Below are 13,395 nucleotides of genomic sequence, written 5' to 3'. Positions count from 1 at the left end.
AGCGGGCTTGCTCGCGAAGGCGTCGTACCAGTCAATACTCATGTGACTGACACTCCGCCTTCGCGAGCAAGCCCGCTCCCACAGTGTTAATCGGTGTTGTGTCAGGTCCCTGCAATCAACTGTCGCGCCGCCTGGCTGTGATCGGCAATCAAGCCCTTCAGATCCAGCCCCTCGACCCGCCCGTCAATCACCCGCCACTTGCCGCCGACCATCACCCGATCCGCGCGATCGGCGCCGCACAGCAGCAGGGCCGAGACCGGATCATGGCTACCGGAGAAGCGCAGTTCATCCAGCTTGAACAGCGCCAGGTCGGCCTGCTTGCCAACGGCCAGTTCACCGATATCGGTACGGCCCAACAGACTGGCCGAGCCTTTGGTCGCCCAGCCGAGCACGCGCTCCGGGGTGATCTTCTCGGCGCCGTAGCGCAGGCGCTGGATGTACAGGGCCTGGCGCGCTTCGAGCATCATGTTCGAGGCATCGTTGGAGGCCGAACCGTCCACGCCCAGGCCCAGCAGGGCACCGGCGTCAGTCAATTCGATGCTCGGGCAGATGCCCGATGCCAGGCGCATGTTCGAACTCGGGCAATGGCAGATACCGGTTCCGGCGGCGCCGAGGCGGGCGATCTCGTCCGGGTTGAAGTGGATGCCATGGGCCAGCCAGGTACGCGGGCCGAGCCAGCCGACGCTGTCCAGATAGTCCACGGTACGCAGGCCGAAGCGTTGCAGGCAGAAATCTTCTTCGTCGAGGGTTTCTGCCAGGTGGGTGTGCAGGCGCACGTCGAGTTGGTTCGCCAGTTCGGCACTGGCCGACATGATTTCCGGGGTCACCGAGAACGGCGAGCACGGTGCCAGGGCGATCTGGATTTGCGCGCCGTCACCGCGCTCGTGGTATTCGGCGATCAGCCGCTGGCTGTCGGCGAGGATCACTTCGCCTTCCTGCACGGTCTGTTGCGGCGGCAGGCCACCGTCCTTTTCGCCGAGGCTCATGGAGCCGCGGGTGAGCATGGCGCGCATGCCCAGTTCGCGAACGCTCTCGACTTGCACGTCGATGGCATTTTCCAGACCTTCCGGAAACAGGTAGTGATGGTCGGCGGCGGTGGTGCAGCCGGACAGCAGCAATTCGGCCAGTGCGACCTTGGTGGCGAGGGCGAGTTTTTCCGGGGTCAGGCGTGCCCAAACCGGGTACAGGGTTTTCAGCCACGGGAACAGCGGCTGATTGACCACCGGCGCCCAGGCGCGGGTCAGGGTTTGATAGAAGTGGTGATGGGTGTTGATCAGGCCCGGCAGGATCACATGCTCGCGGGCATCGAACACTTCATTGCACGGCGCGGAAGGTTGCTGGCCTGCGCCGAGCACTTCGACGATCAAACCGTCTTGCAGCACCAGGCCGCCACGGGCATCGAGACCGTTGGAGGTGAAAATGGCGAGGGGATTTTTTAACCAGGTACGGGTCGCAGGCATGTTGGCCGGCTCCTCTGAAAGTTGGGTTCAGGGTTGCCAGCTCAGTGTTGCCCTGTCTGCTGATCCAGGTTCGCCGGGGAGGCGAGGTGGGCAGTTTCGATCAAAACGCCGTTATGGGCAAGCCCGGCCCGACAGGACAACAACAAACCCTGTGGGAGCGAGCTTGCTCGCGATAGCGATGTGTCAGTCAAATCGTTGTTGGTTGTGCCGCCGTCATCGCGGGCAAGCCCGCTCCCACAGGGTAGTGTGTTGGCAGTGATTACCAGGGAATGGTCTCACCCCGGTAATTGATGAAGTGATGCCCGCCCTTGCCGACATACGCATTCACCTGATCAACCAGGCCGCGGGTGCTGGTTTCGACATCGATATCCGCACCTTCACCGCCCATGTCGGTCTTCACCCAGCCCGGGTGCAGCGACAGTACAGTGAGCGTTGTATCGTCCAGCTGAGTGACGAAGCTGTTGGTCATGGAATTCAGTGCCGCCTTGCTGGCTTTGTACAGCGCCAGTTCCGGTGCATCGGGCATGGTCACGCTGCCCAGCACGGAACTCATGAACGCCAGTACGCCGGTGTCCGGGCGCAGTTGTTCGACAAAACGCTGGGCCAGGTTGATCGGCGCCACGGCGTTGGTGAAAAACAGCTGACCGACGTCGGCCATTGTCGCGCCACCGTTGGGTGTCTGGACATCCGGCCCCTTGACCCCGGCATTGACGAACAACAGGTCAAACACCTCACCCTTGAGTTGTTGGCTCAGGGCGGACACTGCTGGCTGATCGTCCATGTCGAGCTGTTCGATCCGCACCTTGCCCAGGGCCTGCAAGGCCTCGGCTTTTTGCGGATCGCGCACGGTGGCGGTGACTTGCCAGCCATCGGCCAGCAGGGTTTTCACCAGCCCGAGGCCAAGCCCCCGGGAGGCGCCGATGATGAGTGCGGTTTTTGCCTTGGACATGAGTGGCTTCCTTGAAAGTTCAGGATCGTGGATTCAATGGACACTGTTGCCCGAGCCGTTGTTGCAACTCTTCGCGTAGCGCGCCGAGTTCGGCCATGCGGGCTTCGATCAGTTTGAGTTTGTCTTGCAGCAGTTGCGTGACGGCGCTGTCCGGGTCGGGCGACTGCCAGATTGCCGCGACGCTGTTGCCGATCTCGCCGAGGGTAAAACCCAGCCGTTGAGCGGTCTTGATGTACTGCACCAGTTGCACCATGTCTGGCGGATAGTCGCGATACCCGTTGGCGCTGCGTTGCGCCGCGATCAATCCGCGCTGCTCGTAGAAGCGCAGCGTGTCGCGGCTGACGGCGCTGGCCTGGGCTAATTCACCGATGCGCATCATGACGTCTCGAAGGGGCTTGACCCTGGAGCATACTCCAGGCTTTAGCCTTGTTGCTCCCTGAATTGATGGAGCAATGACGATGTGGACTACAGCGCAATATCGCCGGTTGGTGCAAGGCAGTGCCTGGTATGACTTGTTGGTGACGATGGCGTTTGTCACGCCGTGGAGTTTTGCAGCGTTGCATGGGGTTTTGACTGCGCTGAGCCAGGCGTTGAATTTGCCGGGTGAGTTGCCACCGTTCGAACCGGTGCACATGTTGATGGCGAATCTGTTGGGCTCGATCGTCTGCGTATGGTCGGTGCTGCGGATTCGTGATCCGCAGCAGGTTTTCGGGCGGTATGACGCCGTGGCCAGATTCCTGTTCTCGGCCTGGCAGGCTTATGCCCTGATCCAGGGTGCGAGTTCGATTCTGGTGGTTTTTCTGGTGTTTGAATTGGCGTGGGGCGTGGCTCAGGTGTTGCCTGTTCGGGCCCCTTCGCGGGCAGGCCCGCTCCCACATGGGATGGGTGTGAACTCGGTCAAATGTGGGAGCGAGCCTGCTCGCGAAGAGGCCCGCCCAGGCACAGCCTAATGCCCGGCCTGCCACGGCTGCCCCAACGACACCGGCGCATACAACCGTGTCCGCAGCGCATCCCGTGACAACAGCACCAACACAACAATGGTCGCGACATACGGCAGCATCGCCAGCAGGCTCGACGGAATCGCCAGCCCCAATCCCTGCGCCACCAGGTGCAGGATGCTGGCGAGCCCGAACAGGTACGCACCGAGCAGCAGACGCCACACCCGCCAACTGGCAAACACCACCAGCGCCAGGGCAATCCAGCCGCGCCCGGCGCTCATGTTCTCCGCCCACATCGGCGTGTACGCCAGGGACAGATAGGCCCCGGCCAACCCGGCCATCGCGCCACCAAACAACACCGCCAGGGTACGCACTGACAACACCGGCAAGCCCATGGCACTGGCGGCAGCGGGGCTTTCCCCGACGGCTTGAATGATTAGCCCGACTCGGCTTTTCAGAAGGACCCAGGCCACCAGCGTAAACAGTGCGAACGACAGATAGACCAACAGGTCCTGGGCAAACAGCATCCGCCCGATCAGCGGGATCTCGCTCAGATAGGGAATCGCCAAGGGTTCGAAGCCCGCCAGTGGTTTGCCGACCCAGGCCGCACCGACAAAAGTCGACAGGCCCACGCCGAAAATCGTCAGGGCCAGACCGGTGGCCACCTGATTGGCATTGAACACCAGCGCCACCAGCGCAAACAGCGATGACAGCAGCATCCCGGCGAACATCGCCAGCACTACGCCGAGCCACAGGTGCCCGGTGTTGAACGCGACGATGAAACCGATCACCGCGCCAAACAGCATCATGCCTTCCTGGCCCAGATTGAGGACGCCGCTTTTCTCGCAGATCAGTTCCCCCAGCGCCACCAACAGCAACGGCGTACCGCAGCGGACCATGGCGTAGAAAATATTGCTCAGCAGATCGATATCCATCACAACGCTCCTGCGTGTACGGCGGTGGCTCGGGTACGGCGGGTCCAGCGCAGGTTCAGGCGCGGCCGGTAGAGAATCAGCACGTCACTGGCCAGCAGGAAAAACAGCATCATGCCCTGGAACAATTGGGTGATCGCTTGTGGCAGGTTCAGGCTCATTTGTGCGCTTTCGCCGCCGATGTACAGCAGCGCCATCAACAGGCTGGAAAACAGGATGCCGAGCGGATTCAGGCGACCGAGAAACGCCACGGTGATCGCCGCATAGCCGTAGCCCGGCGAGACCTGCGGCACCAACTGACCGATCGGCCCGGTGACTTCGCACACACCGGCGAGGCCGGCCAGACCGCCGCTGATCAATAGCGCGAGCCAGATCAGACGCTTCTCGCGAAAGCCGACGAAACCGGCGGCCCGCTTGTCCAGCCCGAGCACCTTGATCTGGAAGCCGACAAAGCTTTTCTGCAACAGCACCCACACCGCCACCAAGGCGAGCAGGGCGAAATACACCCCGGCGTGAACCCGTCCATCCTCCATCAAGAGCGGCAAGCGGCTGGCATCCCCGAACATCGCTGACTCGGGGAAGTTGAACCCGGCGGGATCCTTCAACGGGCCGTGAACGCAGAACAGCAACAGGTTCAGCGCGATGTAGTTGAGCATGATGCTGGTCAGGATTTCATTGGCGTTGAAGCGCGTGCGCAACCAGGCCGTCAGGCCGGCCCAGGCTGCACCGGCCAGGGTGCCGGTGAGCAGAATCGCCACCAGCGCCCAGCGGCTTTGCATATCGATGATGTTGACCGCCAGCGCACTGCCGGCCAAGGCACCGAGCAGCAGTTGACCTTCGGCACCGATGTTCCAGATGCGCGCCTGGTAGGCGACGGCCAGGCCCAATGCGCACAGCAGGATCGGCAGGGCTTTGACCAACAATTCAGAGACGCCATACAGGTCGCTGACCGGCGCGATCAGCAGCCTGTGCAAGGTCAACAGCGGGTCATGCCCGAGCGCGATGAACAACAACGATCCACAGCCCAGGGTCAGCGCAGCCGCCAGCAACGGCGAGCACCACAGCATCAGCCGCGATTGCTGGCCACGGGGTTCAAGAGAAAGCAGCATGTGACACTCCGTTAGCGCGTGGCGGATGCGAGTGATTGAGGTGCAACGAACTGGCCGGCCATCCAGCCACCGACATCGCTCAGGCGCGTATCGACCGTGGCGTGGAGCGCCGACAGTCGACCGCCGCACAAGGCGCCGAGGCGGTCGCTGATCTGGAACAGTTCCTCGAGGTCTTCGGAAATCACCAGGATCGCCGCGCCGGCATCACGCAAGGCAATCAAGGCGCGGTGAATGGTGGCAGCCGCGCCGACGTCCACACCCCAGGTCGGGTGCGCGGCAATCAGCAGCCTGGGTTGCTGGAGGATTTCCCGGCCGAGGATGAATTTCTGCAGGTTGCCGCCGGACAGGCTGCGGGCCGGGGTCTGGCTATCGGGTGTCTTGACCCCGAAACGGCGGATGATTTCCTCGGCCAACGCTTCGACTCTGCTGCGCCGGATCAGACCCTTGCTCACCAGTCCTTGCTGGAAAGCGCTCAATAGCGCGTTGTCTGCCAGGCTCAACTCTGGCACCGCGCCATGGCCCAGGCGTTCGGCGGGGACAAAGCTCAGGCCCAGTCTGCGACGTGCGTCAGGGTGTAAATGGGCAACCGGTTCCTGGCCAAAACGCAGGGTTGCGCCTTCGTTGCGATTGAGGCGTTGTTCGCCGCTGAGCAGGGCGAGCAGCTCGTCCTGGCCATTGCCCGCGACCCCGGCGATGCCGACGATTTCGCCGCTGCGCACTTCAAGATTGATGTCCTTGAGCGAGCAGCCGAACGGGTCCGGGTTGTGCCAGGACAATCCGCGTACATCAAGGAACGCATCACCCCCGGTCACCTTCGGATAGTTTGCGATCAGATGCGCCGCCTCACCGACCATCAGGCGCGCCAATTGCTGATCCGTACAGTCGGCTGGCACGCAATGACCAGTCACGCGCCCGCCGCGCAGTACCGTCGCGCTCTGGCACAACGCGCGGACTTCCCCGAGCTTGTGGCTGATGAACAAAATGCTGCAGCCCTCGGCGGCGAGCCGGCGCAGGGTGACGAACAAGTCGTCGGCCTCTTGCGGCGTCAGCACCGAAGTCGGTTCATCGAGAATCAACAGGCGGATGTCCTGCATCAGGCAGCGAATGATTTCCACCCGTTGCCGTTCTCCAATCGACAGGCTGTGGACAAGTCGCTCCGGTTCCAGCGCCATGCCATAGCGCCGGGACACCTCGCGAATCTTTGGCTCAAGTTGTCTGGGTGTGCCTGCCGCCGCGCCCATGGCCAGGGCGATGTTCTGTGCCACGCTCAAGGTTTCGAACAGCGAGAAGTGCTGGAACACCATACCGATGCCCAGGCCTCGCGCCTGGGCCGGGTTGCGCAGGCTCACCCGTTGACCTTGCCAGATCACCTCGCCGGAATCGGCCTGGGTGACGCCGTAGATGATCTTCATCAGCGTGCTTTTGCCCGCGCCGTTTTCCCCAAGCAGGGCATGGATCTCGCCAGGGGCAATGGTCAGGTCAATGGCATCGTTGGCCAGGCAACCGGGGTAGCGTTTACTGATTCTGCGCAGTTGCAGGCGCGGAACCGGATCCGGGATTGGAACGTGATTGGGCATGACAGGCTCGGTGCTGTTGGACTTGTGCCTGTGGATAAAGCAATTTTCTGGCCATCAGGTCAGGAAAATATTCAGGTCCTGTGAGCCCAGGCGTTGAGTCCGCGGCATTCAAATGAGCCACGCATAACCCGGCACCACTTGGGGGCAATGGTGCAAATCAAGCCCCGATTTTGCTCGTGGGCTTTTGCTCAAAAAATGATCAATCGACCACAAGCCATACCGTGCAGGGTGCCGAGGCGGCCATGAACGGGTTATCCACAGATTGCTCCACAGTATTTGTGCGCAAGCTCAAGGCATGGGCATAAGCACTGGGTGGCTTTCTTCTAAAGGTGATAAATCGCCGTAACTGTTTGTTTTTGCTTGAATTTGATGCGCTTGATGGCAGATTGGACGAAAATTGAGCAAAGTCCGCAAAGCCGCATGACAGAAGGGTTACAGCGGTATGTGCTCAGGTTATCCACAGCCGGGTGCACAGCAGATGTGGGCAAATATGGAATAAGTGGAAAAACGGCGTGCCCCAAAAGATCGCAGTACGATCCCCTGTAGGAGCTGCCGAAGGCTGCGATCTTTTGCTCTTCTTTTCAGCGCTGTAAAAGAATCCGTCCACGACTCAAATCGGCCAGCTGTGACTGCAAGGTATCGATCTGCGCATCGCCCACGGCCAACTGCAGCTCGACCCCATTGGCGGTGAAGCTTTCATCCACAACCAGTCCACCTGCCTCCGCCACCCGCAGCTTGACCAGCGCCAGCTCGGCAAACCCGCAAGCGCAACGCAACGGCACCCGGCTGATCAACTCAACCTTTGGCGCCGCTTGCAGGCATTTGTTCGCACCTCCGCCATAGGCCCGGGCGAGACCACCGGTGCCCAGTTGGATGCCGCCGTACCAACGAATCACCAGCACCGCGACCTGATCGCAATCCTGTGCCTCTATCGCCGCCAGAATCGGCCGACCTGCCGTGCCACCGGGTTCGCCATCATCGGTGCTGCGATATTGATCGCCGAGCTTCCACGCCCAGCAGTTGTGCGAGGCATTCAAGTCACTGTGCTGTTCAATGAACGCCTGGGCCTCGGCCGGGCTGGAGATTGGCGCGGCGAAGGTAATGAAGCGGCTCTTGCGAATCTCTTCGCGGTATTCGCAAAAACCGCTGAGGGTAAAAGGCATATGTATTCAAATGGCAGGTTGCAGGCCGCAGCCCTTGAGAATGATGCGGATCAGGTTGTCCCCGGCGTCTTCCATATCCTGTTTGGTCAACCGGGTGCGCCCGGTGACGCGGCAGATCTGCGTGGCGAAGTCGGCGTAATGCTGGGTGCTGCCCCACAACAGGAAGATCAGGTGCACCGGGTCGACCGGGTCCATTTTACCGGCGTCGATCCAGGCCTGGAACACGCCCGCACGGCCCTGGAACCAGGCGCGATAATCCTGGTTGAAATACTCGGTCAGGCATTCACCGCCACTGATGACTTCCATGGCGAAAATCCGCGAGGCTTGCGGCTGGCGGCGGGAGAACTCCATTTTGGCGCGAATGTAACGGGTCAAGGCCTCGGTCGGATCATCCTCGGCGGTGAGGGTGTTGAAGGTGCTGTCCCACAACTCGATGATGTTGCTCAGCACCGCCACGTACAAACCGAGCTTGTTGGTGAAGTAGTAATGCAGGTTTGCCTTGGGCAGCCCGGCATTCTGGGCGATGGTGTTCATGCTCGTGCCCTTGTACCCGTGACGGGCGAACTCGTCTTCGGCGGCTTTGATGATGGTCTCTTCGTTCTTCTGACGAATGCGGCTGACGGGTTTTCCGCCGTGGGCTGGGACTTCAAAGGTCATAGGCACTTCCGAACAGGTAGGTGGGTGCAGCCAGTGCGTTGATAGCGTAAAACCGAAATCACCACAACCCTGTAGGAGCTGCCGAAGGCTGCGATCTTTTGATCTTGATTTTAAATACCAGGATCAAAAGATCGCAGCCTTCGGCAGCTCCTACAGGGGGTCAACGCGTCGCGGCCAGGCTCTCGAGAAAACTCTCCAGCACCAGATGCGGGCGACGGCCCTTGCGTGTGACCGACGCCAGGCTCAGGTCATAAAAGCGTGCTTTCGGTTTCAGCGCGCGCAGACGACCTTGCTGAACCCAGAGGCTGGCATAGTGATCCGGCAGATAACCGATATAGCGTCCGGTCAGGATCAGGAAGGCCATGCCTTCGCGGTCCGAGGCGCTGGCGGTGCAATTGAGCGCCTGGTAGTGAGCCTGGATCTCCGCCGGCAAGCGGAAGGTGGGGGCGATGGCGTCCTGACTGTTCAGGCGCTCGTCGTCCAGTTGTTTGTCGTCAACATAAAACAGCGGGTGGCCGACCGCGCAGTACAGCAGCGAGCGTTCGCTATACAGCGGTTGATATTCCAGCCCGGAAAGCGCGCTGGCCTGCGGCACCACGCCGACGTGCAGGCGACCGTCGAGTACGCCTTGTTCGACCTCGTTGGGCGCGATCATGCGGATCTGGATCTGCACGTCCGGGCCGCGCTCTTTCAACTGCGCGAGGGCATGGGTGATGCGCATGTGGGGCAGGGTGACCAGGTTGTCCGTCAGACCGATGATCAATTCGCCACGCAAGTGCTGGTGCAGGCCGTTGACCTCGGTGCGGAAGCTTTCCAGCGCACTTAACAGTTGCAGCGCCGATTGATAGACCTCGCGGCCTTCTTCGGTCAGGGAAAAACCGGCGCGTCCACGTTGGCACAGGCGCAGGCCGAGGCGTTGCTCCAGATCGCTCATCTGCTGGCTGATCGCCGAACGACCGATGCCCAGCACGGTTTCCGCCGCGGAGAAGCCGCCGCATTCCACCACGCTGCGAAAGATCCTCAGCAGGCGAATATCAAAGTCGCTGACCTGGGCCAGCGGATCGGGACGGCGAGTGCTCATGCGGGTTACTCAAAAGTTTAGTGATTGGCTGACTGAACATTAGAAGAGTTGCATTTCACCGACTTTATCCCCGTGGCAATTTAGCTGCAACAACGGTTTTCAATCATTACGCCGCTTATTGCCTTGCGAGGTTTTGCCCATGAACTTGCCTGAAAACGCCCCGACTTCGCTGGCCAGCCAGCTCAAGCTCGATGCTCACTGGATGCCTTACACCGCCAACCGTAACTTCCAGCGCGACCCGCGCCTGATCGTTGGTGCCGAAGGCAGCTGGCTGACCGACGACAAGGGTCGCAAGGTGTATGACTCGCTGTCGGGCCTGTGGACCTGTGGCGCCGGCCACACCCGCAAGGAAATCCAGGAAGCGGTCGCCAAGCAACTGGGCACCCTCGATTACTCGCCAGCCTTCCAGTACGGTCATCCGCTGTCGTTCCAGCTGGCCGAGAAAATCACCGACCTGACCCCGGGCAACCTGAACCACGTGTTCTTCACCGACTCGGGCTCCGAGTGCGCTGACACCGCGGTGAAGATGGTCCGTGCCTACTGGCGTCTGAAAGGTCAGTCGACCAAGACCAAAATGATCGGCCGTGCCCGTGGCTACCACGGTGTGAACATCGCCGGCACCAGCCTCGGCGGCGTGAACGGCAACCGCAAACTGTTCGGTCAGGCGATGATGGACGTCGACCACCTGCCGCACACTCTGCTGGCAAGCAACGCCTACTCCCGTGGCATGCCGGAGCAGGGTGGCATCGCCCTGGCTGACGAACTGCTCAAACTGATCGAACTGCACGATGCGTCGAACATCGCGGCGGTATTCGTCGAGCCGTTGGCCGGTTCCGCTGGCGTACTGGTTCCACCACAGGGTTACCTCAAGCGTCTGCGTGAAATCTGCGACCAGCACAATATCCTGCTGGTGTTCGACGAAGTGATCACCGGTTTCGGCCGTACCGGCACCATGTTCGGCGCCACCACCTTCGGCGTGACCCCGGACCTGATGTGCATTGCCAAGCAAGTCACCAACGGCGCGATCCCGATGGGCGCGGTGATTGCCAGCTCCGAGATCTACCAGACCTTCATGAATCAGCCGACGCCTGAGTACGCGGTTGAGTTCCCCCATGGCTACACCTATTCGGCACACCCGGTGGCTTGCGCGGCGGGCCTGGCAGCACTCGACTTGCTGCAAAAGGAAAACCTGGTGCAGAGCGTGGCCGAAGTCGCACCGCATTTCGAAAATGCGCTGCACGGCCTCAAAGGCACCAAGAACATTATCGACATCCGCAACTTCGGCCTGGCCGGTGCGATCCAGATCGCTCCACGTGACGGCGATGCGATCGTGCGTCCGTTCGAAGCCGGCATGGCGCTGTGGAAAGCCGGGTTCTACGTACGCTTCGGCGGCGACACCCTGCAGTTCGGCCCAACCTTCAATAGCAAGCCGCAGGATCTGGACCGCCTGTTCGACGCGGTCGGCGAAGTGCTGGGCAAGATCGACTGATTTCTCCTTCTATATACCTATAAACAACGGGCGTCCGGGAACGGGCGCCTGTGGACAACTTTTCAGGAGCTTCCATGAGCGTTATTCCGCATTTGATCAATGGCGAACTGGTGACCGAGAACGGTCGCGCGGTTGATGTGTTCAACCCGTCTACCGGTCAGGCTATTCACAAGTTGCCGCTGGCGACCCGCGAAACCATCCAGAGCGCCATCGACGCGGCCAAGGCTGCATTCCCGGCCTGGCGCAACACGCCGCCGGCCAAGCGTGCCCAGGTGATGTTCCGCTTCAAGCAACTGCTGGAGCAGAACGAGGCTCGCATCTCGCAACTGATCAGCGAAGAGCACGGCAAGACCCTGGAAGATGCTGCCGGTGAATTGAAGCGCGGCATCGAGAACGTCGAGTTCGCTTGCGCGGCTCCGGAAATCCTCAAGGGCGAGTACAGCCGCAACGTCGGCCCGAACATCGATGCCTGGTCTGACTTCCAGCCGTTGGGCGTTGTCGCCGGTATCACGCCGTTCAACTTCCCGGCCATGGTGCCGCTGTGGATGTACCCGCTGGCGATCGTCTGCGGCAACTGCTTCATCCTCAAGCCGTCCGAGCGTGACCCGAGCTCGACGTTGCTGATTGCCCAGTTGCTGCTGGAAGCCGGTTTGCCAAAAGGCGTACTGAGCGTGGTGCACGGCGACAAGACTGCAGTGGATGCATTGATCGAAGCGCCGGAAGTCAAGGCACTGAGCTTCGTCGGTTCGACGCCGATTGCTGAATACATCTACTCCGAAGGCACCAAGCGCGGCAAACGCGTTCAGGCCCTGGGTGGTGCGAAGAACCACGCCGTGCTGATGCCGGATGCAGACCTGGACAACGCTGTCAGCGCACTGATGGGCGCGGCTTATGGTTCTTGCGGTGAGCGCTGCATGGCGATCTCCGTGGCCGTGTGTGTTGGTGACCAGGTCGCAGACGCTCTGGTGGCCAAACTGGTTCCGCAAATCCAGGCGCTGAAAATCGGTGCCGGTACTTCCTGCGGTCTGGACATGGGCCCACTGGTGACTGGCCAGGCTCGTGACAAAGTCAGCGGTTATGTAGAAGACGGCGTAGCCGCCGGCGCGACGCTGGTGGTGGATGGTCGTGGCCTGACCGTGGCCGGTCATGAAGACGGCTTCTTCCTGGGTGGTTGCCTGTTCGACAACGTCACGCCAGAGATGCGTATCTATAAAGAAGAGATCTTCGGACCGGTGTTGTGCGTTGTTCGGGTCAACAGCCTGGAAGAAGCCATGCAGCTGATCAACGATCACGAGTATGGCAATGGCACCTGCATCTTCACCCGTGACGGCGAAGCGGCGCGGTTGTTCTGCGACGAGATCGAAGTCGGCATGGTCGGCGTCAACGTACCGTTGCCGGTGCCGGTCGCGTATCACAGCTTCGGCGGCTGGAAGCGTTCGCTGTTCGGCGACCTGCACGCCTACGGCCCGGATGGTGTGCGTTTCTACACCCGTCGCAAGGCCATCACCCAGCGCTGGCCGCAGCGAGCGAGCCATGAAGCTTCGCAGTTCGCGTTCCCTAGCTTGTAAGTAGAAGGGCGTAGAAGGCCGACCCATTGGGTCGGCCTTTTTGTTTTTAGAGGCTTTTTTGACCTATATGACAGATTTGTGAAAATCAGTGCTTGACGGCAGATCTCAGGTGTCTATAATTCGCCCCACTTCCGGCGCAGTCGAAACGGAAAACTCCTTGATAAACAAAGAGTTACGCAGTTTTCGGCAGTAGGTTGCTTCAGGTCATCGAAGCCAAAAGGAAGTTGAAAAAGAGGTGTTGACAGCAGCGAGTAACGCTGTAGAATTCGCCTCCCGCTGACGAGAGATCGAAAGCGCAAGTGGTTGAAGTTGTTAAGGATTCCTTGAAAACTTCTGAAAAATACTACTTGACAGCAAATGAGGCTGCTGTAGAATGCGCGCCTCGGTTGAGACGAAAGATCTTAACCAACCGCTCTTTAACAACTGAATCAAGCAATTCGTGTGGGTGCTTGTGGAGTCAGACTGCTAGTCA

At 60.6% G+C, this 13,395-nt stretch carries 12 protein-coding genes; 3 read left to right on the top strand and 9 right to left on the bottom strand.

The annotated features are described in order from the left end of the window. Window positions 1–101 precede the first annotated feature (101 nt). From KW838_RS12300 to KW838_RS12290, 3 genes are all read right to left on the bottom strand, one after another. Window positions 102–1,460: an 8-oxoguanine deaminase gene (locus KW838_RS12300; protein ID WP_218501210.1), complete on the bottom strand. Its 1,359-nt coding sequence runs from the start codon at window positions 1,458–1,460 to the stop codon at window positions 102–104. Between the two features lie 259 nt (window positions 1,461–1,719). Next, window positions 1,720–2,409, bottom strand: coding sequence for an SDR family oxidoreductase (locus tag KW838_RS12295; RefSeq protein WP_218501209.1), 690 nt, complete (start codon window positions 2,407–2,409; stop codon window positions 1,720–1,722). Window positions 2,410–2,428: 19 nt separating this feature from the next. Next, entirely contained in the window at window positions 2,429–2,785 is a 357-nt protein-coding gene (locus tag KW838_RS12290) for a MerR family transcriptional regulator (protein ID WP_102702273.1), read from the bottom strand. Between the two features lie 82 nt (window positions 2,786–2,867). On the opposite strand from KW838_RS12290, the gene KW838_RS12285 reads away from it, so the two are divergent. After that, entirely contained in the window at window positions 2,868–3,359 is a 492-nt protein-coding gene (locus tag KW838_RS12285) for a hypothetical protein (protein ID WP_218501208.1), read from the top strand. On the opposite strand, the gene KW838_RS12280 is transcribed toward KW838_RS12285, so the two are convergent. From KW838_RS12280 to KW838_RS12255, 6 genes are all read right to left on the bottom strand, one after another. Beyond that, window positions 3,356–4,282 carry an ABC transporter permease gene (locus tag KW838_RS12280; protein WP_218501207.1) on the bottom strand — a complete coding sequence of 309 codons (927 nt, stop codon included), beginning with the start codon at window positions 4,280–4,282 and terminating at the stop codon, window positions 3,356–3,358. The two genes, KW838_RS12285 and KW838_RS12280, sit on opposite strands and share 4 nt — an antisense overlap. Beyond that, window positions 4,282–5,388 (bottom strand): ABC transporter permease, encoded by a 1,107-nt coding sequence (locus KW838_RS12275; RefSeq protein ID WP_218501206.1) that lies wholly within the window; start codon window positions 5,386–5,388, stop codon window positions 4,282–4,284. The genes KW838_RS12280 and KW838_RS12275 overlap by 1 nt, the downstream gene beginning before the upstream one ends. An 11-nt stretch (window positions 5,389–5,399) precedes the next feature. Continuing rightward, window positions 5,400–6,965, bottom strand: a complete 1,566-nt coding sequence (locus KW838_RS12270) for an ABC transporter ATP-binding protein (RefSeq protein WP_218501205.1) — start codon at window positions 6,963–6,965, stop codon at window positions 5,400–5,402. Between the two features lie 581 nt (window positions 6,966–7,546). Then, window positions 7,547–8,128: a YigZ family protein gene (locus KW838_RS12265; protein ID WP_015093345.1), complete on the bottom strand. Its 582-nt coding sequence runs from the start codon at window positions 8,126–8,128 to the stop codon at window positions 7,547–7,549. A gap of 6 nt (window positions 8,129–8,134) precedes the next feature. Next, the gene (locus KW838_RS12260) at window positions 8,135–8,785 is read right to left on the bottom strand and encodes a TetR/AcrR family transcriptional regulator (RefSeq protein ID WP_095964806.1); all 651 of its coding nucleotides are present in this window, start codon (window positions 8,783–8,785) and stop codon (window positions 8,135–8,137) included. Between the two features lie 160 nt (window positions 8,786–8,945). Beyond that, entirely contained in the window at window positions 8,946–9,866 is a 921-nt protein-coding gene (locus KW838_RS12255) for a LysR family transcriptional regulator (RefSeq protein WP_102702270.1), read from the bottom strand. A 139-nt stretch (window positions 9,867–10,005) separates the two neighbouring features. On the opposite strand from KW838_RS12255, the gene KW838_RS12250 reads away from it, so the two are divergent. Continuing rightward, entirely contained in the window at window positions 10,006–11,355 is a 1,350-nt protein-coding gene (locus KW838_RS12250; RefSeq protein ID WP_102702271.1) for an aspartate aminotransferase family protein, read from the top strand. A 74-nt stretch (window positions 11,356–11,429) separates the two neighbouring features. Then, window positions 11,430–12,923: a CoA-acylating methylmalonate-semialdehyde dehydrogenase gene (locus tag KW838_RS12245; RefSeq protein WP_102702272.1), complete on the top strand. Its 1,494-nt coding sequence runs from the start codon at window positions 11,430–11,432 to the stop codon at window positions 12,921–12,923. The last annotated feature ends 472 nt before the right edge of the window (window positions 12,924–13,395 follow it).

Origin of the sequence: Pseudomonas sp. PDM27 (assembly GCF_019219205.1) — a bacterium.
GTDB classification, from domain to species: Bacteria; Pseudomonadota; Gammaproteobacteria; order Pseudomonadales; family Pseudomonadaceae; genus Aquipseudomonas; species Aquipseudomonas laurylsulfatiphila.
Note: the sequence above shows the minus strand (reverse complement) of the source record. Positions and strands in the feature narration are given on the sequence as shown.